This is a genomic window from Tateyamaria omphalii, from assembly GCF_001969365.1.
GTDB classification, from domain to species: domain Bacteria; phylum Pseudomonadota; class Alphaproteobacteria; order Rhodobacterales; family Rhodobacteraceae; genus Tateyamaria; species Tateyamaria omphalii_A.
The window spans coordinates 2063315-2087623 of sequence record NZ_CP019312.1; the positions used below are offsets into that span (position 1 = coordinate 2063315).

27 protein-coding genes and 2 pseudogenes are annotated in these 24309 nt (G+C 59.8%); 15 read left to right on the forward strand and 14 right to left on the reverse strand.

What is annotated here, in order from left to right; translation table 11 throughout:
* Positions 1 to 33: 33 nt before the first annotated feature.
* The 4 genes from BWR18_RS10220 (at position 34) to BWR18_RS10235 (ending at position 2798) form a co-directional block, all read left to right on the forward strand.
* Positions 34 to 510 carry an Hcp family type VI secretion system effector gene (locus tag BWR18_RS10220; protein ID WP_076627972.1) on the forward strand — a complete coding sequence of 159 codons (477 nt, stop codon included), beginning with the start codon at positions 34 to 36 and terminating at the stop codon, positions 508 to 510.
* Between the two features lie 90 nt (positions 511 to 600).
* On the forward strand, positions 601 to 1764 hold the full coding sequence (locus BWR18_RS10225; protein ID WP_076627974.1) for a hypothetical protein: 1164 nt from the start codon (positions 601 to 603) through the stop codon (positions 1762 to 1764).
* 26 nt (positions 1765 to 1790) lie between these two features.
* Positions 1791 to 2285, forward strand: coding sequence for a hypothetical protein (locus BWR18_RS21640; protein ID WP_157598704.1), 495 nt, complete (start codon positions 1791 to 1793; stop codon positions 2283 to 2285).
* A gap of 69 nt (positions 2286 to 2354) precedes the next feature.
* Complete coding sequence (locus tag BWR18_RS10235) at positions 2355 to 2798, forward strand: hypothetical protein (RefSeq protein ID WP_076627978.1); 444 nt, start codon at positions 2355 to 2357, stop codon at positions 2796 to 2798.
* Positions 2799 to 2863: 65 nt separating this feature from the next.
* Here BWR18_RS10235 and BWR18_RS10240 read toward each other — a convergent pair whose 3' ends face one another.
* The 5 genes from BWR18_RS10240 to BWR18_RS10260 form a co-directional block, all read right to left on the reverse strand.
* On the reverse strand, positions 2864 to 4147 hold the full coding sequence (locus tag BWR18_RS10240) for a TRAP transporter large permease (RefSeq protein ID WP_076627980.1): 1284 nt from the start codon (positions 4145 to 4147) through the stop codon (positions 2864 to 2866).
* Between the two features lie 9 nt (positions 4148 to 4156).
* Positions 4157 to 4684, reverse strand: a complete 528-nt coding sequence (locus BWR18_RS10245; RefSeq protein ID WP_076627982.1) for a TRAP transporter small permease — start codon at positions 4682 to 4684, stop codon at positions 4157 to 4159.
* A 75-nt stretch (positions 4685 to 4759) separates the two neighbouring features.
* On the reverse strand, positions 4760 to 5740 hold the full coding sequence (locus tag BWR18_RS10250; protein WP_076627984.1) for a TRAP transporter substrate-binding protein: 981 nt from the start codon (positions 5738 to 5740) through the stop codon (positions 4760 to 4762).
* Between the two features lie 195 nt (positions 5741 to 5935).
* Positions 5936 to 6448, reverse strand: coding sequence for a redoxin domain-containing protein (locus BWR18_RS10255; protein WP_076627985.1), 513 nt, complete (start codon positions 6446 to 6448; stop codon positions 5936 to 5938).
* Positions 6449 to 6464: 16 nt separating this feature from the next.
* Positions 6465 to 7157 (reverse strand): GntR family transcriptional regulator, encoded by a 693-nt coding sequence (locus BWR18_RS10260; RefSeq protein WP_076627987.1) that lies wholly within the window; start codon positions 7155 to 7157, stop codon positions 6465 to 6467.
* 228 nt (positions 7158 to 7385) lie between these two features.
* Between BWR18_RS10260 and BWR18_RS10265 the strand changes: the two genes are divergently transcribed.
* The 3 genes and pseudogenes from BWR18_RS10265 to BWR18_RS21400 all read left to right on the forward strand — a co-directional run bounded on the left by BWR18_RS10265 (position 7386) and on the right by BWR18_RS21400 (position 9245).
* Positions 7386 to 8129: an SDR family NAD(P)-dependent oxidoreductase gene (locus BWR18_RS10265; RefSeq protein ID WP_076627989.1), complete on the forward strand. Its 744-nt coding sequence runs from the start codon at positions 7386 to 7388 to the stop codon at positions 8127 to 8129.
* 21 nt (positions 8130 to 8150) lie between these two features.
* A complete protein-coding gene (locus BWR18_RS10270; protein ID WP_076627990.1) occupies positions 8151 to 8462 on the forward strand; it encodes a cupin domain-containing protein in 312 nt (103 codons plus the stop codon).
* 469 nt (positions 8463 to 8931) lie between these two features.
* Positions 8932 to 9245, forward strand: a pseudogene (locus BWR18_RS21400) (aldehyde dehydrogenase family protein).
* 75 nt (positions 9246 to 9320) lie between these two features.
* Here BWR18_RS21400 and BWR18_RS10280 read toward each other — a convergent pair.
* The gene (locus BWR18_RS10280) at positions 9321 to 10034 is read right to left on the reverse strand and encodes a helix-turn-helix domain-containing protein (protein ID WP_254684836.1); all 714 of its coding nucleotides are present in this window, start codon (positions 10032 to 10034) and stop codon (positions 9321 to 9323) included.
* A gap of 115 nt (positions 10035 to 10149) precedes the next feature.
* On the opposite strand from BWR18_RS10280, the gene BWR18_RS10285 reads away from it, so the two are divergent.
* On the forward strand, positions 10150 to 10923 hold the full coding sequence (locus tag BWR18_RS10285; RefSeq protein WP_254684837.1) for a response regulator: 774 nt from the start codon (positions 10150 to 10152) through the stop codon (positions 10921 to 10923).
* Here BWR18_RS10285 and BWR18_RS22100 read toward each other — a convergent pair.
* The 3 genes and pseudogenes from BWR18_RS22100 to BWR18_RS10295 form a co-directional block, all read right to left on the reverse strand.
* Complete coding sequence (locus tag BWR18_RS22100) at positions 10908 to 11252, reverse strand: response regulator (protein WP_254684838.1); 345 nt, start codon at positions 11250 to 11252, stop codon at positions 10908 to 10910. The two genes, BWR18_RS10285 and BWR18_RS22100, sit on opposite strands and share 16 nt — an antisense overlap.
* Positions 11253 to 11434: 182 nt before the next feature.
* Positions 11435 to 12394 (reverse strand): annotated as a pseudogene (locus BWR18_RS22105) (two-component system sensor histidine kinase NtrB); the annotation flags it as partial.
* Between the two features lie 117 nt (positions 12395 to 12511).
* Positions 12512 to 13669 carry a site-2 protease family protein gene (locus tag BWR18_RS10295; RefSeq protein WP_076627997.1) on the reverse strand — a complete coding sequence of 386 codons (1158 nt, stop codon included), beginning with the start codon at positions 13667 to 13669 and terminating at the stop codon, positions 12512 to 12514.
* A 183-nt stretch (positions 13670 to 13852) separates the two neighbouring features.
* Between BWR18_RS10295 and BWR18_RS10300 the strand changes: the two genes are divergently transcribed.
* Together BWR18_RS10300 and BWR18_RS10305 are read left to right on the forward strand one after the other, a co-directional pair.
* Entirely contained in the window at positions 13853 to 14251 is a 399-nt protein-coding gene (locus tag BWR18_RS10300; RefSeq protein WP_076627999.1) for a hypothetical protein, read from the forward strand.
* A gap of 18 nt (positions 14252 to 14269) precedes the next feature.
* Positions 14270 to 14482, forward strand: coding sequence for a YgaP family membrane protein (locus BWR18_RS10305; protein ID WP_076628001.1), 213 nt, complete (start codon positions 14270 to 14272; stop codon positions 14480 to 14482).
* Between the two features lie 19 nt (positions 14483 to 14501).
* Here the strand turns inward: BWR18_RS10305 and BWR18_RS10310 are convergent, their stop codons facing one another.
* Positions 14502 to 14921 (reverse strand): c-type cytochrome, encoded by a 420-nt coding sequence (locus tag BWR18_RS10310; RefSeq protein WP_076628003.1) that lies wholly within the window; start codon positions 14919 to 14921, stop codon positions 14502 to 14504.
* A 111-nt stretch (positions 14922 to 15032) separates the two neighbouring features.
* Positions 15033 to 16109, reverse strand: coding sequence for an alcohol dehydrogenase AdhP (gene adhP, locus BWR18_RS10315; protein ID WP_254684839.1), 1077 nt, complete (start codon positions 16107 to 16109; stop codon positions 15033 to 15035).
* 325 nt (positions 16110 to 16434) lie between these two features.
* On the opposite strand from adhP, the gene BWR18_RS21890 reads away from it, so the two are divergent.
* The 5 genes from BWR18_RS21890 (at position 16435) to BWR18_RS10340 (ending at position 21225) form a co-directional block, all read left to right on the forward strand.
* Positions 16435 to 16698, forward strand: a complete 264-nt coding sequence (locus BWR18_RS21890) for a hypothetical protein (protein WP_172839374.1) — start codon at positions 16435 to 16437, stop codon at positions 16696 to 16698.
* Positions 16699 to 16840: 142 nt separating this feature from the next.
* On the forward strand, positions 16841 to 17305 hold the full coding sequence (locus BWR18_RS10325) for a (2Fe-2S)-binding protein (protein ID WP_076628007.1): 465 nt from the start codon (positions 16841 to 16843) through the stop codon (positions 17303 to 17305).
* Between the two features lie 2 nt (positions 17306 to 17307).
* A complete protein-coding gene (locus tag BWR18_RS10330; RefSeq protein ID WP_076628009.1) occupies positions 17308 to 19488 on the forward strand; it encodes a xanthine dehydrogenase family protein molybdopterin-binding subunit in 2181 nt (726 codons plus the stop codon).
* A 94-nt stretch (positions 19489 to 19582) separates the two neighbouring features.
* A complete protein-coding gene (ltnD, locus tag BWR18_RS10335; RefSeq protein WP_076628011.1) occupies positions 19583 to 20482 on the forward strand; it encodes an L-threonate dehydrogenase in 900 nt (299 codons plus the stop codon).
* On the forward strand, positions 20479 to 21225 hold the full coding sequence (locus BWR18_RS10340) for a hydroxypyruvate isomerase family protein (RefSeq protein WP_076628012.1): 747 nt from the start codon (positions 20479 to 20481) through the stop codon (positions 21223 to 21225). Before ltnD ends, BWR18_RS10340 begins: the two co-directional genes overlap by 4 nt.
* Here the strand turns inward: BWR18_RS10340 and arsJ are convergent.
* From arsJ to BWR18_RS10355, 3 genes are read right to left on the reverse strand one after another with little or no spacing between them, the layout of a single operon-like run.
* Positions 21194 to 22456: an organoarsenical effux MFS transporter ArsJ gene (arsJ, locus tag BWR18_RS10345; protein WP_076628014.1), complete on the reverse strand. Its 1263-nt coding sequence runs from the start codon at positions 22454 to 22456 to the stop codon at positions 21194 to 21196. The genes BWR18_RS10340 and arsJ overlap by 32 nt on opposite strands.
* Positions 22453 to 23445 (reverse strand): ArsJ-associated glyceraldehyde-3-phosphate dehydrogenase, encoded by a 993-nt coding sequence (locus tag BWR18_RS10350; protein WP_076628016.1) that lies wholly within the window; start codon positions 23443 to 23445, stop codon positions 22453 to 22455. Before BWR18_RS10350 ends, arsJ begins: the two co-directional genes overlap by 4 nt.
* Positions 23446 to 24273 carry an arsenate reductase/protein-tyrosine-phosphatase family protein gene (locus tag BWR18_RS10355; RefSeq protein ID WP_076628018.1) on the reverse strand — a complete coding sequence of 276 codons (828 nt, stop codon included), beginning with the start codon at positions 24271 to 24273 and terminating at the stop codon, positions 23446 to 23448.
* Between the last annotated feature and the right edge of the window lie 36 nt (positions 24274 to 24309).

A 24309-nucleotide genomic window follows, 5' to 3' on the forward strand; every position in this document is an offset into this window, starting at 1 on the left:
ACTGAAACCAATTGACCCAAGGAGCAATACAAAATGCCAATCTACATGCAACTCGACGGTGTGCCTGGTGATGCGACCCATGAGACTCATCGAGAGTGGATGGACATCGAAACACTGCACTGGAACGTCGCGCGCAACATGAACACGCAGGCCGGTTCCACCGCGAACCGCGAAGCGTCCGAGCCGACGGTCAGTGAAGTGGTCCTGACAAAAGTCACGGACAGCTCCTCAACCAAACTGTTCGCCGAGGCCTGCACCGGTCGGACAGGCAAGCTGTGCACGATCCACCTGGTGACCACCGGCAACCCCGGCGACACCTATGTGGAGTACAAACTGACGAACACGCTGGTCTCAAACTATTCGGTCGACACGTCGGGTGACCGTCCGGTCGAAACCATTCGTCTGAACTTCACCAAGATGGAAGTGAAGTACATCCCACACGACGAGAACCACAGCCCGCAGTCGCCGATGATCGCATCTTATGATCTGACCACGACCAAGGCTGCTTAAGGCGCCTCTGGCCGATTCCCATGTTTTCGGGGATCGGCCTCACTTTTCCGTCCGAACTCCTGTTGTCAGCGAAAAGAGGGACGCCACATCATGGCCACCGATGCAAAAACGAGGCTTGAAGCGCATGCGCGGCGCCTCGGTTCGATCAAGTCCGACTATTATGGGCATGTCTTTCAGGCGGTCGCCGGGGCATACTCGGATGCGTTTGATGCGTTCAACAAGAAACTGGACGAACAGAAGGCCGCCGATGACCTGAAGATGGAACTGGCGATGACGGTCCTGATCGTCGCCGCTGTTGCCGCAGCACCGATTGCGGCTGGCAGCGCCGTGACGATCCTTGCTGGGACTGCGGTGGGCAAAACAATGGCGACCTATTCGGCACGCGTTGCGTCATCGGGCCTTGCCACGTCGAAGATGGCAAGATGGGCCGTCTCACAAGGCGGGGCTTTGCATTCCGCGACCAACCAATTGTCCAATCGAACCGTGGTAAAGGCCATCTGGGCCCCCGTCCGCTCAGAGGTCGCAAGCTACGTGCGCAAACAGACGGCAAAGCAGGCAACAAAAGTAACGACGGAGGTGCCCGGGCTTGAGATTCAAACCGGGAACCCGAGTTCCCTGCTCCTCGCGATGACGGCGTATGTGAAGAACACCTACGCCTATCTGGAAGCGCAAATTGAAGCCGCCATTGCCGGTGACGGCCCCGAAGACATCCTCAAAGCGTTTGCCGATGATCTGGACAAGCATCCGTTCTTGAAACGGCCGCCAACAATTGACGAAGGAACGCTGGCCACCATGCGTCGGCGCTTTGAACTCGCTCTGTTCCTGGACTATCTGATGCAATTTGACCGGCTGGAGGTTACAAAATTCAGCCACCACACGCGGAAGGATGCGATTGCGGTCTACACGACGACGTCGTCAGGGATCCCGGACCTTCCTGGATCGCCGAGCTATCCGCGCAACACATCCAAGCAACACTCTCAAGAAGGCCAACGCGTCGTCTACCGCGATCCCGGCAACAAGGTCGAGGATCGGATCAACGAACTTATGGGCAAGGAACTGGACGCAAGCGACACGCTTGTAAAGCTGAAGGACTTACCAAGAGAATTGATCCGCGACCGTTCATTCTTCGAGACGGGTCCGTTTGGTTCAGATGTCGACGCCACAGCGATGCGCAACAGCGCAAAAGCGCTGCGCGCGCTGAACGACGCTTCCCCGCTCGTCAACAAACTTCCGGCACAGGCGGCGGCTGGCTGACAGACCCGGCGCCCGCGCATCGCGACTTGATACAGTTCAAGGAAACGACTGGCCGTATCATCGGCGGCAACCTGATTATTGGTGCTAGCAACAACACGGCTGAGACCGTGATAGTCAGTTCAAACCAAGTCGTGGGCGCTGATAAGGCGGTCACCGTCGGCGGCGGATATCAAGGGATAGTGAGCGGCGTGCACAACCGGTCCATCGGCATCTGTGCCTTGAAAGAAGTGGGCCACAACAAATCCATTGTCGTCGGCAAGATCTATGAGTTGCGTGTCGGGAAGTCCAAGCTCACAACGACGGAAGACTGCGTGATCAGCCTGACCGGCGTGCACGTCAAGATAAACGGCGAAGAGTTGACCGACATGGACGCCGCACGGGTCAACAAAACTAGAGAGCGCCATGACCGAGTACGGCAAGGCGCCCGAAAGAGTGCTTCGCCTGTGCCTTTCAGTCGGTACGTTTGCCTGCCACGACCAACTCATGGCCCCAATGGATCACACCAACGGGGCCGTCTTTAGCAACGCAAACCCTTGGGGTGCTATCCCCGGCACGGGGGTGGCGCTACTGCGTGGTCCGGGCCCTGACACATGTCCCCGGACGTAGGCACTGCCGTGCAGCACGACGAGATCGGTGAAGCTGACTTAGGCGACAGCGCCTATGGTGCCCGGATCAGTGCATGTTGGTCCGCCTTGCCCGAAGACTGCCAATCGATAACCCGGTGGCTGACGGACTGGAACAATTCACGCTACCGTGCTGCGGAACTCTCCTATGTGCGTGTGCGCATGGGTGAGCGCCTGGCCGTGTTCGGCGAGCCGGATCACCCTGCTCTGCAGTTCAGGGGCATCAGTACAGCGGCCCCGGCCATGGCAGTGGCGGTTCATGCGGACGCACCGGGGCGTTTGCTGGTTACAAGCGGCGCGCCCATCTCGAACCTGCGCGCCGCCATCGTCATTATACTCCTATGCGCTCCGTTTACGGTCGAGGATGACCCCGAAAATCTTGATCAGGTTCTTCACCAAACGCGACGATGAGAGACAGAGGCCGGCGTAGCCGATGGTATGGCGCACCGCATCCCACTACTGAGCGCCTTGGACAGCTACCCACCGATAAGCGACGGCAACGTCAGTGAGATCGCTGGAACGAATGTGATCAGCATCAAAGCAACAAGGATCGCGATGTAGAACGGCCAGATTGTCCTGACCGCCGTCTCCATCGGCAGTTTCCCAACCGCACATCCAACGAACAGACATGATCCCACAGGCGGAGTGCACAGTCCAAGGCCCAGGTTGACTAGTAGGATCATACCGAATTGCAATGGGTCGATGCCAAGGCTGTTGGCCACGGGCAGAAAGATAGGCGTACAGATCAGGATGAGGGCCGCCATGTCCATGATCATGCCAAGGATCAGCAGGACCAGATTGATCATCAACAGGATGAGAATGGGGTTTTCCGTCAGCCCCGTCAGCAGGTCCACCGTCTTGGCGGGAACGCTGTAGAAAGTCAGCATATACGCAAAGGCGCCCGCGCAGGCGATCAGGATCATGACCATCGCTGTCGTACGGACCGATTGCACGACCGCCGTCTTGAACTTGTCAAGGGTGATGGACCGGTAGACCAGCAAGGTCACCACAAAGGCATAGATTGCGCCGAAGGCACCGGACTCCGTCACTGTGAACACGCCCGACAGGACCCCACCAACAATAATTACCGCCGTCAGAAGCCCCGGTATCGCACCAAGAAAGGCGATGAAAAGGGCCGTCCAACCCGGAAACTTCTCGGCGCTGTAGCCGCGCTTTACAGCAACAACGTAAGCCGCCGCTGCAAGGCACGCGCACATCAGAATGCCGGGCACGACGCCGGCCAGAAACAGCTTGGAGATTGAAATCCCACCGCCCGCAGCAATCGCAAAGATGATCATGTTGTGGCTGGGCGGAATGATGATGCCCGCGATCGAAGACGTCACAGTGACGTTGACTGCGTAGTCCGCATCATACCCCTTTTCCTTCATCACCGGGACGAGGATGGAACCGAGGGCCGAGATGTCTGCGATGGCAGAGCCGGAGATGCCGCCAAACAGCATGGAGGAAAACACGTTCACGATGCCCAGACCGCCCCGTACGGCCCCAACCGCTGCTTGAGCGAATCGAACAAGGCGCATGGCGATCCCGCCATGGAACATCAACTCTCCCGCAAAGATAAAGAACGGGATCGCCATGAGCGCGAACACGTTGATACCGCTGATGATCCGCTGGAAACCGATCATCAACGGCAGTCCTTCGAACCAGAAGGCCACGATGGCCGAGATGCCAAGCGCGAAGGCAACAGGCGTTCCAATCACAACGCAGAAGGCAAAGGCCCCCAGAAGGACGGCAATTCCCATGATCAGATCCTATTCGATGCTGTCGCTGCGTTCGTCCGCACCCAGAAACAGGCGGATGAGATGGCCAAGTGAAAAAAGCAGGATCAAGGCGCCCCCGACCGTCAATGGCAACGAGCGCAACCCCTCGGGCACTTGGATGAGTGGAATCAGCGATCCCCATTTGAAGAGTGTCAGCTGCCACCCATACCAGAGCATCAGCCCACCAAATCCCGCCATCGCAATGTCCGACATCACAACCAGGACGGACCGCACGCGGCGTGGGACCGAACTGCGCAGGATGGACACCGACAAATGCGTGTGCTCGTGCACGCCAACCGCGGCACCAAGAAACGCGATCAGCATGACCAGCAAAAGCGCCACCTGTTCCACCCAGGTCGGTGTCGCGTTCAGCACGTAACGGCCGAACACAAGCCACCCGAAAATGACGGTCAGCACCACCAGCGCGATGCCTGTCACGATCTTGCATATTAGCGCAATCGCATCGAGCGCCGTGGACATACGCCGCAAACGTGTCGATTTGTGCAATACGTCGCTCATCAAAAGCCCCTCAGATAAAGACACCCGGCTCCGACGATGCGGAACCGGGCTCTCAGAGCGTGGTTGGGCAACCGGCTATTCAGTTGCCTGGATCAACTCGACCAAAGAGCGCAGGCTCGGATTGGTCTCGAAGTAAGCCTCGTAAACGGGTGCCATCGCGTCCTGGAACGGCCCCTTGTCCGCGACTTCGTTCACGACCACGCCACCGGCTTCGACGGCTTCGCGGCTTGCCGCCTCACGCGCGGCCCACAACTCCCGCTGCAGGATCGCCGACTCCTGTGCGGCCTCGGTAACGGCGGCTTGCATGTCAGCAGACAGAGCGTCGAATGCAGCTGTGTTGACGCAGATGCACTCGGGAATGATCAGGTGCTGAGACAGCGAGTAGTAACCGGCAACCTCGAAATGGCCGGTGGATTCGTAAGACGGCCAGTTGTTTTCGGCGCCATCCACAACGCCGGTTTTCAGCGCTTGATACACTTCGGCAAAGGCCATCGGTGACGGATTGCCTCCCAGTTCCGCGATCATCCCGGTGAACAGGTCGTTGTTCATGACCCGGACCTTCATGCCTTCGACATCGGCAGGTGTGTTGATCGGCTTTTCACCGTTGTAGAATGACCGTGCGCCCGCGTCATACCAGGCCAGCGGCTTTAGCCCCTTGGCAGCCATGCCTTCGGCAATGGCCGCACCGCCCTCGCTTTCAAGCACCCGGAACATGTGGGGTACGTCCTTGAAAATGAAGGGCAACGAGACAACGTTGGCTTCCGCGACGATCGGGCCGATGGGACCAAGGTTGAAATTGCCCACCTCAAGCGCACCGGCGCGCACCTGCTCAACGGCGTCGGGCTGGCTGCCCAAGGTTCCGCCGTGGAACATTTGCAGCGTAACCTCGCCGCCGGTTTTTTCCGCTAGAAGTTCGGCGAACTTGTCCATCGCAATCGTGTTTGGATACCCGTCTGTATGGATATTCCATCCGCGCCAATCCGCTGCATTTGCGGTGACGGCCATAACTGCGACTGCTGCCGCGCCGACCAATGATTTCGTGATATTCTGGAACATGGTGTCCTCCCTAGTGACCAGAGCCAAATTCTTGTCTTGCCGTGTCTTGCTTTGGGTGCAGGGGTCTCCTGATCACCGAAGCGCGAAACGACAGCTTGGCGTTTGATGGCTCAAAGGATTACTAGTATACCAGTTTTGTCAACTGAAATGTTTTGCAGCAATCGCAAGCCATCTTCGCGTCGTTTGCGGATAGCGTTACGCTATGCCCCGCACGGGGCGATCATTTTCGATATTGAACGCCATCCCGTCCAACAGCTCAGCAAGATCGGGACGGGCAGCAGGGCCGTTGGAGATATCGACCAGCATCAGCGTACCATCTGGCCGAATGCCGAAGGCACCCGGTTCTGCAAAACGGTCCGATGTCTCCGCCTCGGACAGGGGGTCCGACACGTAGAGCCCAAGTGACCGCATCTGCGCCTCGGTCAGACCGTAGGCCAGGTCGAACGTCCATCCGAACTCATCCTTGTCCTGCTGCGCCTTTTCCGCTGTGTCAGCAGACACGACAACGACATCCATGATTGCGGTCCAGTCGCTGAGCATTTTATCGAGCTTGTTCAGGAACCTCTTGCACCGTGGGCAATGCCGACCGCGATAGACAAACAGCATGGTCCAGCGGTCCTTGGCTTGGCCAATGGAAATCTTACCGGAATTCACGGTCAGAAAATCCATGGGCGCGACGGGTTCCCCGACACGTGGCTTAGCGGTCATCTTGCATCCTTTGGCATCAGGTATCTTCGGGCGTAAAATAATCCGCGTTCGTTTCCCAAATCTGGTCGATGGTCTCGTCCAGCCGCGACAGGTGGTGGACACCGGCCTTCATCGCGCAGGCCGCGTCGTGAGTTCGGATCGCTGTTGCGATGGCGCGATGATCTTCGACCAGTTCAGGCATGCGATCCCCTTTGGACAGGCTGAGCGTGCATAGACGGTCCACTTTCGATTTTTCCGACAGGATGACGTCAAAGGCGAATTCGGACCGCGCAATCTGGCAGATCAGTTTGTGAAACTCATAGTCCAGCGCATTGAAACGGTCGACGTCGCGATCCCGAACGGACCGCTCCTGCTCTTCCAGCGCGGCATCGAGCTGTGCGGCATCATCTGCGTCACACTGCGCGGCAGCCCGCTGCAGAACCTCTTTCTCAACCGACAGCCGAACAAACCGCGATTTGACAATCTCGCGCATGGAAAAGCGTTTCACTTCGGTGGCGCGTTGCGGGCGGATCAGCAACAGATCCAGCGTCGCCAACCGGTTGAATGCGTCCCGCACAGGTTGGCGGGACACTCCAAACTTTGTGGCGATGTCCGCCTCGGAAATCTTGTCGCCGGGACGCAGGCGCAGTGCAGCAATCTCTTCGTAAAGATAGGCATAGATATCATCAACGCTGGTGCGCCGCGCACCTATTTGAGTTGCCTGAGCCATGTGGCGGCCTCCGTCATTTTCGTCTTTGGCTCGGTCTACTGCGTTTGCTGCATGACGAACACTCAGTTTGTAAGCCAGTTGCTCAGGTCACTCAAAGGGCCGTGACCGCAGCACTGATTGACTAGTATACCAGTTTCAGCCAAAAGTGAACGCGAATCTGGATGCAAACCGCTGGCACCAACGCGTCACGGCTGCTTCAGCGGACAGAACGGACCAAGGACACTGACCATGAAACTCGCGGGACAGACAGCTATCGTGACGGGGGGCGGTCGCGATATCGGCCTTGCCGCAGCGCTCAAACTTGCATCCGAAGGCGCGAAGGTCGCAATCAACTACTACTCAAGCGGTACAGGTGCCGACGCCGCCGTTGCCCGGATCAAGGAACAGGGCGGCGACGCTTTTGCTTTGCAGGGTGACTTGACCCGGCAAGAGGACGTCGAGGCCCTCGTGGCCAAAACGGTCGAAGCCTTCGGTGACATCAACATTCTTGTGAACAACGCGGGCGGCTTGATCGCCCGGAAAACGATCGCAGAGATGGAATTGGACCATTGGAATGCCGTGATGGATCTGAATCTCACGAGCGTATTCATGATCACTAAGGCGTGCCTTGCGCACATGAAAACGGGCGCAATCGTGAACCTGGCAAGTCAGGCGGCGCGTGATGGTGGGGGGGCTGGCGCCGTGGCTTATGCCACGTCCAAAGGTGCGCTCACAACGATGACCCGCGGCCTAGCCAAGGAGCTTGGCCCGGACATCCGTGTGAATGCCGTGTGTCCCGGCATGATCGACACCGATTTTCACAACGTTCACACAGCGGATGCAGCACGCCGCGGGTACGAAGCCGCCGTTCCCGTCAAACGGCAGGGGACCGTAGAGGATACTGCCAATCTGATCCTGTTCCTCGCCTGTGACGACTCGGCATTCATCACTGGTGCCAATATCGACATCAACGGCGGCATGCTGTTTTCGTGACGCGTTAACGGCCAGGTTAGGATGAGCAAATTTCCCATCGTCGTCACAGGAGACGGCGTCACACGACAGGTTCTCGCGGATCACCCCGACCTGATGGTCGTCGCCTTTCGTTTTCAGCACAAAGGGGCTGTTGGCGCGCTCCATGATCACCCTCATGTTCAATCGACATATGTTGAGCAGGGGCGGTTTCGGTTCACCCTAGGTGATGAAAAACGTGAGGTCGGTCCGGGCGACAGCTTTGTCGTTCCGACAGGCATGACGCATGGATGCGTGTGCTTGGAACCGGGCACCTTGATTGATTGCTTTACCCCGCGGCGCGATGATTTCCTTTGAGGTGTCTGGCGCAACGGGAGCAGCCTCCGGGCGCGGTCGAAAGCACCAGACGGTTTTGACAACCTCAAGGACCGCTTCAGGCTTGCAACCAAATGCTTACCACCCTTCATTGGGCGCGTTTTTGCGGCACAAGCCTGTTCGGCATAAGCGCCTGCGCCCCCTCGCCCACCTGCTTTGATATCCAAAGCGGATTTTCACATCGCCGCGCAAGATGTGAAGGGCGTCAGGCCAGACGGCACTCAACAGCCGCATTCGGGTTTCCGGGTAGCGCGCTGCAAAAGACGGCAGATGGAGCGTGATCAGCCATTGCGCGACGCCGGTTGATGTCGTCACGGTCTAAGGATTGGCAGATGGGCCCAGTTTGAAATGTCCCGGCAGCAGCCGCAAGTGTTTCGAGTGCAGCGTCAACTTGCCACAAAAGCCTGCGCCCGTCATCTGTCAGCGAAAGGCCGAAACCCTGAAGGCGGAGATGTTCGGCCCGGTCGTGTCCCTGCTGCGGTTCGATGCCAAAGACGATGCCATCGCCTTTGCCAACTCGGCACCGTTTGGTCAGGGATCGGGTATCTTAACTGAAAACATCGCGCATCCGCATGTCTCAGGGCAGGCATATGCTGGGTCAACACCTACCGCGCCGTATCGCCCATCGCCCCATTCGGCGGGTACAATCAGTCCGGTTATGGATGCGAAGCAGGGACTGAGGCGATCAATGACTGCTCGCGCACAAAGACCGTATGGATCAACACCTCTGACGGATCAGTGGCGAACCCGTTTGTCGTGCGCTGAACGCAACACAGTGGCATGCGTCAGTACGTTCGAACTGGCTTGCCGACCCTCTTTGGCAATCAAGCGCACGGCGCTTTAGTCCTCTCCGGCCGCCATCTCAGCAAGCAAGCAAGGATCGCGCACAACAATGGTTTGCGCCCCGTCCAGCGACATCACGCCAGCCTTCCGCAACGTGGTGAAGGCACGGCTGACTGTTTCGGTCGTCAGGCCCAGAAAATCGGCGATATCGCTGCGGGACATCGGCAGGTCAATCCGCCGATGCGTGTCAATATCCTCTCCGTAGCTGATGGTCAGCACGTTCAGAAAGGACGCTACCCGCTCCAGCGCCGACTTACGGCCAAGCATCATAACGTGATCCTGCATCGCGCTGATCTCGCGCAAGGCCGCTTCAAGCAGGGCAAGGTGCAGGTCCGGGTCCCCGTCCCCGGTGTCGAGCGCCGTGCGCCTGTAAGCGAAAAGAGTCGTATCTACCAAGGCGTCACAGTCGGTGTGGTGGCGCCCGTCCGCTGGGAAACCAATGATGTCGCCAGGATACCCGAAGGAGATCACCTGGCGGCGCCCGTCCTCCAACATCCGGGTCAGTCTGACGACACCGTTCGAGACCTGGTACAACCGTTCAACCTCGTCGCCTTCACGGTAAAGATGCTGGCCAGCCTTGACCAATGTGGGCAAACCGGCAGAAGTGGTCCCTCGCGCGGAAAGCGGGCCGTGGACCGGACGGTTTTCCGCAGACAGCGTGACGTACATCTTTGGCCCCCTGATTGCGCACAGGGTCTTGGTGAACGACATGTGTATTCCTACATATGGTTGTACCTGTGCGGTTTGTATCAATTTGTAATTTCGCCAAGCGGACTTCGGGTCTGCGGGACTTTCGTGCATCTGCACCAATATGCTGGAGCGCAAGTTGGACCAAAGACCGTCCACACTCATTGTTGAAGACGATCCAAAGGTGCGCGCAGTGCTGCGCAACCTGCTTGAGGATGATGGATTCAACGTCATTGAAGCGACGTCTGCCGCAGAAACGCTGGAGTGTATCGCGGCGCAGGACTTGAGCCTTGTCACCTTAGATATCCATCTGGGCGCCGAAAGTGGCCTGGACCTCGCCCGGCAAATCCGCAAGCTGTCCACTGTCCCGATGGTGATGGTCACGGGCAAGGATGACCTGATCGACCGGGTCGTCGGTCTGGAAGTCGGGGCGGATGACTACATTACCAAACCGTTTCATGTGCGCGAGGTCATTGCACGCATTCGCGCGGTCTTGCGACGCCACCAGTTTGCCGCAGAAGACGCGCACCGTACAAAACTGGCACCAGACGCAAACGCCGACACCGCGGCCTTCCATTTCGACGGTGTCATTGCCGTTCCAGACCGGATGCAGGTCATTGACCGCTGCGGCGCTGACTGCGCCCTGACGAGCGGCGATTTCAATTTGCTCAAGGTGTTTTTGGAACGGCCCATGCGGGTCTTGTCGCGCGACCAGCTGATGGATCTGACACAGGGTGCCACATGGTCACCCCTGGACCGGACGGTTGACAACCAGGTGGCCCGCCTGCGCAAGAAGATCGAGCGCAACCCATCAGAACCGCGATTGATCAAGACGGTGCGCGGCGTCGGCTACACTTTTGCCTGCTCGGTCGAACGCAAGCCGTTGGAAGACGCACATTACAGAAGCGCCTGAAGACGTTCTGCGAGATCCGACTGCCTGTAGGGTTTGTGCAATACTTCGTAATCCGACGTCCCCCCTAGCTTGCTTGTGACCACGTCGCTCGCGTAACCGGAGGTCAGCAAGACACGGACCGTGGGAAACTCGGCACGTATCTTCGCGGCCAGATCATACCCGTTCAGTGTTCCGGGCATCACCAGGTCGGAAAACACGATGTCGACGTCGACACCGGACTGCAACAGCACGTACGCGTCATCACCACTGGCCGCCTCAAGCGTCCGGTACCCCAGATCGCGGATGCGTTCGATGGACAGCTTGCGCACACGGGGATTGTCTTCCACCACCAGAACGACCTCGGCGCTGCCACGCGGTATGGCGGCTGATGTCGCGACCGTGATCCCGTCACTGACAGCTTTGGCGTCTCGGACGGCCGGGAAGTAAAGACCAAAGCTCGTCCCGTGGCCCAGCTCGCTGTACAGCGTGATGTGGCCCCCGATTGCCGCACAAAGCCGTACACCATGGCAAGCCCCAGGCCGGTGCCTCCCCGATTTGCCTTGGTCGTAAAAAAGGGTTCAAAGGCACGACGCTGCGCTTCGAGTGTCATACCTGCACCGTCGTCGCTGATAAACAGTCGCACATACTCACCCGGAACGATATCGGTTTCCTGCGCCATGTAGTCATCGTCAATGATCACATCCGCCACCGAGATCAGGAACTCGCCCCCGTCCGGCATCGCATCGCGCGCGTTCAACGCCAGATTGATCAGCGCCGATTGCAACTGCACCGGATCAATCATCACCTTGCTGACGCGCGTGGCGAAGTCCGTCCGTATCGTGTAACGCGCGCCAATCGTGCGGCTCAGCAGGGCCAGCGCATCCTGGCACTGCTCACGCAAATCCACCTGAACGGGCTTCAGGTTGCCCTTGCGAGCAAACACAAGCAGGCGGGACGTCAAATCAGCCCCCAATTCCGCAGAGGCCAACGCATCTTCGATCAATCCGCGTTGCCGTTCGTCCGCGCCGCGCATTTGCAGGAGTTCGAGATTGCCAATGATGACCGTCAGCAAGTTGTTGAAATCATGCGCAATACCACCGGTCATTTGACCGACCGCATCCAAACGCTGTGATCGGGCGAGGACTTCTTCCGCAATGTGGCGCTCGGTCAGGTCGTGCAGGATTGCAATGAACACGGGCTCACCGTCGATGTCGGCCCGACCGACGGACAGGTGCAGCGGAAAGACTGTGCCATCTTGGCGCATGCCCTCGACATTTCGTCCTTTCCCGATGATCCGCTGCTCGCCTGTAGCAAGGTGATGCGCCATGAACCCGTCATGCAAATCGGCCAAGGCCATTGGCATAAGAATGTTTATCCTTTGCCCAGCAAGTTCTCCCTCGGAATACCCGAAAAGCCGGGCCGTGGCCGGGTTCGCGCGCAGAATACAGCCATTGCGATCCGCAACTATAACCGCGTCGGCAGCCGCTTCCATCAGGGCGGTCAGAAGTGCGGGGTCACTGGCAGGCGTCACGTGGTAAAGACCTTGTTCAAATGACGTGTAAGCACGCTTTGACCCAAGCGGCCGCGCACGGGTCAAGCGCGGACACGTTCACGGGTACACTTCGGCCGTGTTTGGCCTGTTTTTGCCGATGCGGGTCAGCAATCCAAGCTGACGGGTCAGGTCAGACAGGCTGACCACGCCGACGAGATGCCCTTCGTCCAAAACCATAAACTTCCGCTGTCCGGTATCTGCGATCCTCTCCAACAGCTCAAGCACCGGCATGTCGGGTGCAACGCAGACGGTTTCACCCACTTCCACAAAGACATCGCCGACCGTCGTGTTGGCCCAATTCTCCCGATCAATGCCTTGCAGAACGTCCGCATCGATATGCCCTAATACCCGCCCGCCCTCGACAACCGGGACAAAGCTCACACGGTGCGCAAGCATCACCTGGTTCACCAGCGCAGCGAGGGTCACCTCCGATGCGGTGATCACCGGCGGCGCGGACATAACGGAGTGCACCGGACGATGGCCCATCAATGCCCTGATCCTCTGGTTTTCAAGCGCCGTGTTCGCGGCACCCAAAATGAACAGTCCAATCAAAATCTGCCAGAAACCCGCGACAATCATGCCTTGGAACAGGCCCAAAAGTCCCAGCGCCATCAACGCGTAAGCCAGTATTCGACCGGTGTTGGCGGCTGTTTCGGTTGCCGACAGCAAGTCGTCACGACGCCACCACAACCACGCGCGCAAGATGCGGCCGCCGTCCAGGGGAAAGGCCGGCAACAGATTGAACACAGCGAGAACCGCGTTCACAAGCGCCAGATAGTGCAACAAAGCGGTGGTGGGCACCTGACCCACCGCCGTAATCACCATGTCAGCTAGCAGAGCGAAAACCACGGCAAGAACCAAGCTCATCGCGGGTCCAGCCAAAGCAATCCAGAATTCATGCACGGCCTTCGATGGCTCACGCGCCAGTTCGGCAACGCCACCGAACAAAAAAAGCGTGATGCTCCGCGTGCGGATGCCGAACCGCCGTGCGGCAAGCGCATGGGCCAACTCATGCGCCAAGAGCGACACAAAGAACAGGGCCGCGCCAAAGACCGCCAAGCCCGCATAGGTCCATTGCGACCGTCCGGGCAGCACTGCGGGGAAGCTGTATGTGGCCAAGCTCCACGTGATCAAACCCGCAATCAATATCCAGCTTGGATCAATCCGAATATTGAAGCCGAACAGGGTCACGATGGTGCGGGCATTGGCAAACATAGCGACGGTCCTTTCGCGGCTGAGACTAATCGCTTTGGAGAGGAATTTGTTGATATGGCTCAACCCGAGGCACCTGACAGTGGAAAGACACGGGCCAAGGGTCAATGTGCAAAGGTTGACAATTCTCAACATAACTTGGCGCGCACGACCTAAGCTGAGGCTGACACAGTCTTGGAGTGGTCAATGGATATCCTCGCGACCTCGCGCGTACCGGACGAACTGCAGACGCTGTCCCGCCATGCCGCACTGACCTCATATGTCGCGGGCGAGGTGATCGAATTTGCGTCCCGCGCCGACCTCGGGTTGATCGCGGCGGGCCAGGCGCGCATGGAACGGGCGCACGGTCCGTCAATCACGCTCGCCGCACCATCCGTTCTTCTTCGATCCGAGACGGATTCTGCGCGCGCGACGGCAGAAGACGACCTATATGTGCTGCCCCTCAGCTACGAGACATGCGCGGCCCTCGTTGCTCGACACAAGGCCTGCCGTGACCTGTTTTTTGCCGCCATGACCGGTCGCATCCGACTGTTTCACACGCACCAGTCGCCGTTGATCCCCGCATATCCGGTGGTGTTGCATTAGCCGCACAAAAGGACGCGAATGAAACCAAACCTCGGACATCTGGATCAGTTGCTTAGATCCACCGTGGGCGTGCTGCTGTTGCTGTCGGCAACTGAACTCATACCCGCCATATGGCCTGACATGCCGCTTGCGCCGCTGGTTCTGGTGGTAGGCGGTTTCCTGATCGCAACGTCCCTGGTCCGCTTCTGCCCAATCTACTGGCTGCTTGGAGTATCAAGCGATAGAGTGTGATGCTGACGGTGGCGCGGTGCTACTGCTGGATGCTTTCCAGGAAGGCGGACAGTGCAATCAGGTCAGATGGGATGGGTGTCGACAGGCCGTCTTCCTCCACTTGCACCATGGGGCCCAGATCTTCGTTCCCGAATTCGGGCATGGCGGAGGATGGATGGTCACGGCGGTTGAAACCGTCAATGACGCTCATCACAAAGGTCTCCGGGAACACCCCGTCATTCCGGGCCGCCAGCCTCGTCAGGTCAGGCGGTGGACCGCCCAAGCCCAACGATGCAACACCTGCGCCCGTCCCATCATTGCCATGGCACACCGCGCATTTCTGCAGATACAAACGCTCGCCATGCGCCGCACTCACATCGGGTTCACGCAGATCCGGGGCACACCCAGCTGCAAGGCACACAGCCAAAAGCGCCGGGATCAATCCGTCTTTGGGTATCATTTCTTGCTCGCCTCTTTTGTTGTCGGCAAACCTAACGACGCATCGCGCGATGCCCTTTGACATACCTCAATCCACTGGTCTTTGCGGTCAGAGTGGCGTCAAAAGCCCGCCTCAGATCTCCAGAACAATCCGCCCCGTAATCTGTCCCTCTTTCATCCGGTCGAAAATAGCGTTGATATTCTCCAACTTGTCCCATTCAAAATGGGTGGTCACGCGGCTTTCGGCGGCCAGACTCAGCGCCTCCGTCAGATCAAGGCGCGTGCCCACGATGGACCCGCGGATGGTCAAGCGTTTGAGAACGACGTCAAAGATCGGCAACGGGAAGGTTCCCGGTGGAAGGCCGACGAGGCTCATGGTGCCATGACGACGCAGCATGCCCGTGGCTTGGGCAAAGGCTTCGGTACTTACGGCGGTCACAAGCGCACCGTGAACGCCGCCAATGTGCCCATTCACCTCCTTGACCGGATCAACCTTGCTGGCATTCACCACGACATCCGCCCCGAGCGTCTTGGCAAGGCTCAGCTTGTCGTCGGCCACATCGACGGCCACCACGTGCATGCCCATGGCCTTGGCATATTGGACAGCCATATGGCCCAGGCCCCCGATGCCACTGATGGCCACCCATTGACCGGGGCGCACCTCTGTCTCTTTCAGGCCCTTGTAGACGGTCACACCCGCACAGAGCACGGGCGAGGCCGGACCGTACTCCATCGCCCCCGGCAAGTGCCCGACATAATCAGCGTCCGCGCGGACAAACTCGGCATAGCCTCCATCGACGGAGTACCCTGTGTTCTGCTGGCTCTCACAAAGTGTCTCCCACCCGCCGGAACAGTGTTCGCACCGGCCACAGGCGGTGTGCAACCACGGCACGCCGACGCGGTCGCCCTCTTTCAGATGCGAAACATCGCGACCCAGCGCAGCCACCTCCCCCACGCCTTCATGGCCCGGAATGAACGGAGCCGTGGGTTTGACGGGCCAGTCGCCCATTGCTGCGTGCAGATCGGTATGACAGACGCCCGACGCCCTCACACGCACCAGCACATCGCGCGGGCCGATCTCGGGCACCGGCACGTCGCGAATATCGAGCGGCTGGCCAAGCTTCGTCACGACGGCAGCTTTCATCGTCTTTGGCAATGTGTCGAGCATATGCAGGTTCCTTGCGCATTGGGTCTTCACGTTGAGTGCCATGGGCCGCACCGCCCGATTTTGATTTTGGTCAAGTAGCGCGGCGACAGGGCGCCATAGAATTGATCCGGAAGGATCCAGACCGATGCCAGTAAAACACCAACCCGCCATCTACTGTTTTTCAAAGTCTGGCCACAGCCGACGGGTTGCAGGGGCGCTGGCGCACCATACCGGCGCCGATATCATTTCCGTCGAGGTGGACCGATACCGGGTTCCTTTTCTATGGATTGCGCGCGCAATCTGGGATGTCCGGCGCAAGACAGCGCCGCCACTGCTCACGGGAAACATCGTCCCTGCGCAAAGACCATGGATTGTTGCGGCTGGGCCCGTGTGGGCCGATGAACCTGCGGCGCCCCTGCGCAGTGTTCTGGTCGCACTCGCCAAGCTGGAGGTTCCCGTAGGTGTCCTTCTCAGCTGTGGTCGCTCGAAAGAGCAAACCAATTGTTTCACGACATGCGAAACTGTTCTGGGCCGATCCCTGGCAGCACGAGTCAGCATTCCCAACGAGATCGAAAACACAGCAAATATGAATGACCGTTTGAATGACTTTGGCTCTGCACTGGGCAAACACAAGGTCATTGATGTGGCCTAAAATCCGTCTGCCAACTGCCCAGCCTGCTCGCTTTGGGCCAGTGGCAACACCTTGCCGCTCAGGGAAATTCTATTTTTCCGTGTGACGCCAGGCGACTGCGGCCCTATCTTTCGGGTACCGACGTCCATCTGGGAGAGTAGGCATGGCGATTTCACTGAAACTGAACGGCAAGGACCAAACGGTCGAGGCGGAGCCCGGCACACCGCTGCTGTGGGTCATCCGTGACGAATTGAAGATGACCGGCACAAAGTTTGGCTGCGGTGTCGCATCCTGCGGCGCGTGCACTGTGCATTTGAACGGCGAACCGGTTCGGTCTTGCCAAACCTATATCGAAGACGTCGAAGGCGCGGACATCACCACGATCGAGGCGATGAGCGAAAACGACATCGGCGCTGCCGTGCAGCAGGCCTGGATCGAACTGGACGTGGTCCAATGTGGCTACTGCCAGTCCGGGCAAATTATGTCCGCCGTGGGCCTGTTGTCAGAGAACCCTACGCCATCAGCGCAAGAGATTGATGACTACATGTGGGGCAACGCCTGCCGCTGCGCCACCTACCAACGCATTCGGGCGGGCATCCAGCGCGCGTCCGAGATTCTGGAGGCGTAATCATGACCATTGATACATCCCGCCGCGGGTTTCTGAAATCCGCCGCCGCTGTCGGTGCGGTTCTCGTCGTGGGCATCCGCCCCAATGGTGCTCTGGCCGCGTCCGGCACGCCCTCCATGCTGACGCCCTTCGTGCAGATCGGCAGCGACGGCTCCGTCACCGCCATCGTCAAGCATTTCGAGATGGGCCAAGGCCCCTCGACCGGCCTGACCACCCTCATTGCCGAAGAGATGGGCCTGACGATGGACCAGATCGGCTATGACTTCGCGCCCTCGAACCCGCAAGTCTACAACAACACGCTCTTCGGCCCGATGCAGGGCACGGGCGGCTCGACCGCCATGGCCAATTCGTTCATGCAGTACCGGCAGGCAGGTGCGGCCGCCCGCGAGATGCTACTGCAAGCTGCAGCCCAAGCCTGGGGTGCAGATGCCTCTGCGTTGACCTTGCAAGACGGCGTCATCTCGGGTGCAGGCAACTCTGCCCCGCTGGGAGACTTCGTCGAAGCGGCTGCCACGCTCGACGCCCCGGCGGACCCACCGCTCAAGGATCCATCCGAATTCCGACTGATCGGCAACCCGGATGTCCGGCGCCTCGACAGTGCGGCCAAGGGCGATGGCACCGCCATGTTCGCCATGGACATCCAACGCCCCAACCAGATGATCGCCATGATCGCCCGTCCTGAACAGCAACGCGCCACCGCCGTCAGCGTCGATGTGAGCGGGGCCGAAGGGATCAAGGGGTTCATCGACGCGCAAATCCTGCCCAATGCGGCGGGTGTCGCCGTCTTTGCCGAAACGACATGGGGCGCAATGCAGGCACGCGATGCCATTTCGGTGGAATGGGACACAAGCGCTGCGGAAACCCGCAGCTCCGACGAGATCGAGGCGGAAATTCGGGCCGCGCTTGAGGCCGAACCGACCTACAACGTGAACGGTGCGGATTTGGGCGCGGTGCGGGCCGCGGTCGATGGCGCGGAAACGATTGTCGAGGAGACATTCTATTTCCCCCTCCTCGCCCACGCCCCCATGGAGCCGCTGAACTGCACCATAGAGCAAACCGAAGACGGCGGCATTCTGCTGCACGATGGTTGCCAATTCCCGACGATCCCGCACGGCGCCATCGCTGAAATCTTCGGCATTCCGTTCGAAAAGGTGCAGATTAAAACAGTCCTCGCTGGTGGCTCCTTCGGTCGCCGCGCCACGCCGCAAGCTGACTACCAAGTCGAGGCGGCGCTGGCCTTCTCGCTCACTGATCGGTCGCGCCCTGTACACCTTGTCTGGTCGCGCGAAGATGACCTGCGCTCGGGCTATTATCGCCCTGCCTTCGGCCACAAGGTCCGCGTTGGACTGGATGCCAACGGCGGCATCGTCGGGTGGGAACACCGGATCGCTGGTCAATCCATCATGAAGGGCACGCCCTTCGAAGCCTTCACCATCCAGGACGGCGTCGATCACTCCTCGGTCGAGGGCACCGCCGACAGCCCCTATCAGATCCCGACCGCCGCCTTCGGCCTCACGGATACTGAAAAAGCGACAAGCACGCTATGGTGGCGGGCCGTGGGTCACACCCACACGGCGTATGTGATGGAGGTGATGATGGACATGACCGCCAAGGCTGCAGGCATCGACCCGGTCGACTTCCGTCTCGCCTACCTCACCGGCAATGGCGCGGATCAGACGCGCAAAGCCGGGGTCCTGAAGCTGGCCGCCGAAAAGGCGAATTGGGGCAACCCGCCTGCCGGACGCAGCCAGGGTATCGCGGTGCACAAATCCTTCGGCTCCTACGTGGCCGAGGTCGTGGAAATCTCCGGCACGGCAGAGGACGGCATAAAGATCGAAAAGGTCACCTGTGCCGTCGATTGCGGGATCGCCGTGAACCCCGACATCATCAAGGCGCAGATGGAGGGCGGCATTGGCTATGGCATCGGCCACAACATGCGCGACCAGATCACACTGACGGGCGGCGTCGTGGACCAGTACAACTTTCCTGACTACGAACCACTGCGCATCAGCGATATCGGCGCAATCGAAGTGCATATCCTGCCCTCTGCCGAAGCGCCTACAGGCGTGGGCGAACCCGGCACACCGCCTGCGGCCCCTGCCCTTGCCAACGCCATCGCTGCGGCAAGCGACATGCATGTGGCAACGCTGCCCATGGACGACAACGGCGTGTCCTTCGTCTGACCCAACGTCCCCGGCGTCTGCGCCGGGGACCGCTCCCTTGCCCTTCTGCGCGCGATGCTCATGATGGCGCCAACACCAAGGACAGGAGAGCCAAATGCCCCACACAACCGCCGTCATCGGCCTTGGCTCAATGGGCTACGGCATGGCGCAATCCTGCCTTGCCGCCGGGCACATCACCCACGGCTTCGACCTTAACCCTGCACAAACCGAACGCTTCCGTGCGGAAGGCGGCGCGCCCGGAGACTTGGCCGATATTGCTGGCACCGTGGACACGGTCGTGGTCGTCGTGCTGAACGCCGCGCAAACCGAAAGCGTGCTCTTTGGTGACGCAGGCATCGTCCCGCACCTCAAGCCCGGCGCGGTTGTCATGGCCTGCGCCACCGTTCCTCCGGACTTCGCCCGCGACATGGAAGCCCGCTGCGCCACCCACGGCGTCCACTACCTCGACGCCCCAATCTCCGGTGGATCCATCAAAGCGGCTCAAGGCGCGCTGTCCATCATGGCCGCAGGCACGCCCGACGCGTTCAGCGCTGCACGCCCCGCCCTCGACGCGATGGCCGAAACCGTCTTCGAACTCGGCGACAAAGCTGGCCCCGGCTCCGCCATGAAAGCCGTCAACCAACTGCTCGCAGGCGTTCACATCGCCACCATGGCCGAGGCGCTGACTTTCGGCATGACCCAAGGCGTCACGCCCGACCAATTCCTCGACGTGATCTCGAAATGCGCCGGCTCGTCTTGGATGCTCGAGAATCGCGCGCCGCACATCGTGCAGGGCGATTATACACCCCATTCATCCGTCAATATCTGGCCCAAGGATCTTGGTATCGTCCTCGACATCGCCAAATCCGCCAGCTTCTCCGCCCCCATTACGGCAACTGCTCTGCAGCAATTCATCGCCGCTGCCGGCATGGGGCTCGGGGCCGAGGATGATGCCGCGGTGGCCAAGGTATACGCTCGAAACGCAGGCCTCACGCTGCCCGGAGAAGACACATGAAATTCTCCGCCAATCTCGGATTTCTCTGGGCTGACCGGCCGCTGCCTGACGCAATCCACGCCGCAAAAGCAGCAGGCTTCGATGCCGTCGAATGCCACTGGCCCTACGACACACCTGCCGAAGACGTGCGCGCAGCGCTCGATGCGACAGGCCTGCCGATGCTCGGTCTCAACACCTCGCGCGGCGATGTCAGCGCCGGAGAAAACGGCCTCGCTGCACTGCCCAACCGCACCCGCGACGCCCGCGCCGCGATCGACCAAGCCATAGCCTATGCCGCCATCGTCGATGCAGGCGCCATCCACGTCATGTGCGGCTTCGCCAGCGGTTCCGACGCGCATACGACGTTTATCGACAACCTTCGCCATGCCTGCGCCGCAACCCAGCGCACGATCCTGATTGAGCCGCTCAATCGCCACGACGCGCCCGGTTACTTCCTGCAAACCACCGATCAAGCCCGCGCGATCATCGCGGACGTCGGCGGGCCCAACATCAAACTCATGTTCGACTGCTACCACGTGGGCCGAACCGAAGGGGACATCCTGACCCGCCTGAAGGATCTGAACGACATCATCGGCCACATCCAGTTTGCGTCCGTCCCCGATCGCGGCGCCCCGGATCACGGAGAACTTGACTACGCCACGATCTTAGGCGCACTCACCGACTGGCCAAGCCCGCTCGGAGCGGAATACAAACCAGGCAGCGACACCGATGCTACGCTGGGTTGGATGCAACGCTTTGGTTGATGCGCCCGATTGACAGCCAGCTCAGCAGGATCATCACCGCCGCGGTTGCCAGACACAAAGGAACGCCGCCCAACTGATAGGTGAGGCCTGACAGCACCGTGCCAATCAAGCGCCCAGCGGCGTTGGCCATGTAGTAAAATCCTACATCCATCGTGACCCGCTTGGCATCCGTAAAGGCCAGGATCAGGTAGGAATGCAGCGATGAGTTCACGGCAAAGAGCACGCCAAACGCCAACAGACCCACTACGACAAACCCGGTCAACCACAAGGTCGGTGTGCCCACGGCCCAGACGGCAAAAGCTAAAACGGCAGGCACAAAAAACAGCGTACCAACCCAGAACCGCGCCGCCCCTGACAGATCTGCCTCGGACCGCTGCGCGCTGCGCAACAGGGTCGGCGCCTTCGCCTGCACGGCGCCGTACAGGATCACCCAAACCGCCATGAAGATGCCGATCATGAAGAACGCCGCGCGCTGCCCATCGGGCGTGCCGTCGCTCAGCACGGAATAGAAATAGATCGGGATGCCCACGACGAACCACACGTCCCGCGCGCCGAACAGGAACACACGCGCCGCACTCAGCCAATTCACGCGCGGGTTCTTCGAAAACACCTCTTTGAACTTCGCATCCTTGCGCCCGCCAGGCAGACCCGCAGGCATCCGCAGCAGGACAACCAGCAGGATCAGCGCCAGGATCGCGGCCATGCCCAGCACGGACGGCACAAATCCAAACAGCGCCAGCGCCGCGGCCCCCAGCAAAAAGCCAAAACCCTTCACGGCGTTTTTCGATCCCGTCAGCAGCGCGACCCAGCGAAACAGCCCGTCGCCCTCGGTCGGGGCGAGCAGTTTAACGGCAGACTTTGACGACATCTTGGCCAGATCCTTGGCCACACCTGACAGCCCTTGCACCGCCATCACAAACACAACCGACGCCGCCACAGACCACGCAGGATCAAGCTGCGCGAGCGCCAGCAGGGCGACCACCTGCAAGCCAAGGCCGACATACAAGGTCGAGGTCAGACCGAACCGCGCCGCGATCCATCCCGCGCTCAGGTTCGTGACGACGCCCGCGATCTCATATAAAACAAAGAGATACGCCAACTGCACCGGTGAAAAGCCCAGCGTGTTGAAGTGCAACAGCACCAACATGCGCAGGGCACCATCCGTCAGCATGAACGCCCAATAGGCCGCCGTCACAGCGACGTAAGCCGCGAACCCCTCTGGTCGGCTCACAGGCTGGCGCCCACCATCTGCGCCACATCGACAAGGCGGTGAGCATAGCCCCACTCGTTGTCGTACCAGGCATAGACCTTCACCTGCGTCCCGTTCACCACCATGGTCGAGGGCGCATCCACAATGCTCGACCGGGGGTCATTGGTGTAGTCCGTGGATACGAGCGGACGGGTTTCATAGCCCAAAATACCCTTCAACGGCCCGTTCGCCGCCGCCTCGAACATGCCATTCACCTCTTCAACGGTGGTTTCCCGCTCAACCTCGAAGACGCAATCGGTGAGCGACGCATTCAGCAAAGGCACCCGCACAGCGTGCCCGTTCAACTTGCCCGTCAGTTCCGGGTAAATCAGCGTGATCGCCGTGGCTGAGCCGGTGGTCGTCGGAATCAGTGAGTTCAAGGCCGACCGCGCACGCCGCCAATCTTTGGCTGGACGGTCCACAATGGTCTGCGTGTTGGTGACATCATGAATGGTCGTTATGGACCCGTGCTTGATCCCCAAGCCCTCGTGTATCACCTTCACGACAGGGGCCAGGCAATTGGTTGTGCAGGATGCCGCCGTCACGATGGACTGCCCGGTATAGGCGTCATCATTGACCCCAAAGACGATGTTCGCGGCGTCCCCATCTTTGACGGGCGCCGACACGACCACCTTCTTTACACCAGCTGCAAAATACGGGGCCAGCTTCCCCTCAGTCTTGAACACACCCGTGCAGTCAATGACCACATCGACCCCGTTTAGCGGTAGCGTCTCAATCTGCGACACCGACAGCGCGGGAATGCGCGTGCCGTCGATAGTGATGCTGCTGTCATCCGCAGCAAACTTCGCATCCCAGCGCCCGTGGACCGTGTCAAACTCCAACAGATGCGCATGCATCGCGGGATCGCCCACCGCATCGTTGACAAAGGCGATCTCGCACCCCCGATCCAGCAGCGGCTTCAAGGCCAGTTTTCCAATGCGGCCCAAGCCGTTCAGGGCATATGTCGTCATCTAGTCTTCCTTGGTGCGGCCGATCTGATCGACCTCGTGTTGCAATGATGTCCGGCTGAGCGTGCCGAGCGGCAGCGCGGCAAAGGCCAGGATACGGTTACGCATCGCGCCAAAGGTCTGTTGGAATGCCAGCCTTTTTTCCGCGTCCGTCCCCTCGGCCTTCACAGGATCGGGCAGCCCCCAATGAGCGCTGATGGGCTGCCCTTCCCAGGGCGCGCATTCCTCGTTCGCGGCCAGATCGCAAACCGTGAACACGAAATCCAGATGCGGCGCATCCGGGCCTTGAAACTCCGAAACATTCTTAGCACGCAGGTCGCCCGGATCTATACCCTTCTGCTGCAGCATCTCGACTGCAAACGGGTTCAGTTCCGACGTCGGCTTCGTGCCCGCCGAGTGTACATTGAAACGGTCCCCCGCCTCGTTCCGCATGATTGCCTCGGCAAAGATGGAGCGGGCGGAGTTGCCCGTACAGATGAAAAGGACGGTGTGCTTTTGGTCAGACATGGGCGCAATCCTCGTGCTGGGATCGACCATTGCAAGCGGGCACAGATCGGGCCGCCCATTGCAACAGTCCAGAAACAGCTGCGCCACCATCTCGCGGGCGCCACCCAGATCAACCGCATAGCGCAACGATGTCCCGTCGCGGGTCTGGCCGATCAAACCGACCTTGTGCAGCGCGGATAGATAAACGGATGTGGTCGAGGGCTTGAACCCCAGCACCTGCGCCACCTCACCGGCCGGAACAGCATCCGGACAGCGCCGCATCAGCAGGCGAAACACGCGCATCCGCTCCGGATGGCTCAGGGTCGAGAGTTGGTCGAGCAGCATGGCACATGCCTATTTCACGATTCCATGAAATATATA

Excerpts from the sequence above, each read along its gene's own strand:
- BWR18_RS10220 (WP_076627972.1), top strand. The coding sequence starts at position 34 with ATGCCAATCTACATGCAACTCGACGGTGTGCCTGGTGATGCGACCCAT.
- BWR18_RS10225 (WP_076627974.1), top strand. The coding sequence starts at position 601 with ATGGCCACCGATGCAAAAACGAGGCTTGAAGCGCATGCGCGGCGCCTC.
- BWR18_RS10235 (WP_076627978.1), top strand. The coding sequence starts at position 2,355 with ATGTCCCCGGACGTAGGCACTGCCGTGCAGCACGACGAGATCGGTGAA.
- BWR18_RS10240 (WP_076627980.1), bottom strand. The coding sequence starts at position 4,147 with ATGGGAATTGCCGTCCTTCTGGGGGCCTTTGCCTTCTGCGTTGTGATT.
- BWR18_RS10245 (WP_076627982.1), bottom strand. The coding sequence starts at position 4,684 with ATGAGCGACGTATTGCACAAATCGACACGTTTGCGGCGTATGTCCACG.
- BWR18_RS10250 (WP_076627984.1), bottom strand. The coding sequence starts at position 5,740 with ATGTTCCAGAATATCACGAAATCATTGGTCGGCGCGGCAGCAGTCGCA.
- BWR18_RS10255 (WP_076627985.1), bottom strand. The coding sequence starts at position 6,448 with ATGACCGCTAAGCCACGTGTCGGGGAACCCGTCGCGCCCATGGATTTT.
- BWR18_RS10260 (WP_076627987.1), bottom strand. The coding sequence starts at position 7,157 with ATGGCTCAGGCAACTCAAATAGGTGCGCGGCGCACCAGCGTTGATGAT.
- BWR18_RS10265 (WP_076627989.1), top strand. The coding sequence starts at position 7,386 with ATGAAACTCGCGGGACAGACAGCTATCGTGACGGGGGGCGGTCGCGAT.
- BWR18_RS10270 (WP_076627990.1), top strand. The coding sequence starts at position 8,151 with ATGAGCAAATTTCCCATCGTCGTCACAGGAGACGGCGTCACACGACAG.
- BWR18_RS10280 (WP_254684836.1), bottom strand. The coding sequence starts at position 10,034 with ATGTCGTTCACCAAGACCCTGTGCGCAATCAGGGGGCCAAAGATGTAC.
- BWR18_RS10295 (WP_076627997.1), bottom strand. The coding sequence starts at position 13,669 with ATGTTTGCCAATGCCCGCACCATCGTGACCCTGTTCGGCTTCAATATT.
- BWR18_RS10300 (WP_076627999.1), top strand. The coding sequence starts at position 13,853 with ATGGATATCCTCGCGACCTCGCGCGTACCGGACGAACTGCAGACGCTG.
- BWR18_RS10305 (WP_076628001.1), top strand. The coding sequence starts at position 14,270 with ATGAAACCAAACCTCGGACATCTGGATCAGTTGCTTAGATCCACCGTG.
- BWR18_RS10310 (WP_076628003.1), bottom strand. The coding sequence starts at position 14,921 with ATGATACCCAAAGACGGATTGATCCCGGCGCTTTTGGCTGTGTGCCTT.
- adhP (WP_254684839.1), bottom strand. The coding sequence starts at position 16,109 with ATGGCACTCAACGTGAAGACCCAATGCGCAAGGAACCTGCATATGCTC.
- BWR18_RS10325 (WP_076628007.1), top strand. The coding sequence starts at position 16,841 with ATGGCGATTTCACTGAAACTGAACGGCAAGGACCAAACGGTCGAGGCG.
- BWR18_RS10330 (WP_076628009.1), top strand. The coding sequence starts at position 17,308 with ATGACCATTGATACATCCCGCCGCGGGTTTCTGAAATCCGCCGCCGCT.
- ltnD (WP_076628011.1), top strand. The coding sequence starts at position 19,583 with ATGCCCCACACAACCGCCGTCATCGGCCTTGGCTCAATGGGCTACGGC.
- BWR18_RS10340 (WP_076628012.1), top strand. The coding sequence starts at position 20,479 with ATGAAATTCTCCGCCAATCTCGGATTTCTCTGGGCTGACCGGCCGCTG.
- BWR18_RS10350 (WP_076628016.1), bottom strand. The coding sequence starts at position 23,445 with ATGACGACATATGCCCTGAACGGCTTGGGCCGCATTGGAAAACTGGCC.
- BWR18_RS10355 (WP_076628018.1), bottom strand. The coding sequence starts at position 24,273 with ATGCTGCTCGACCAACTCTCGACCCTGAGCCATCCGGAGCGGATGCGC.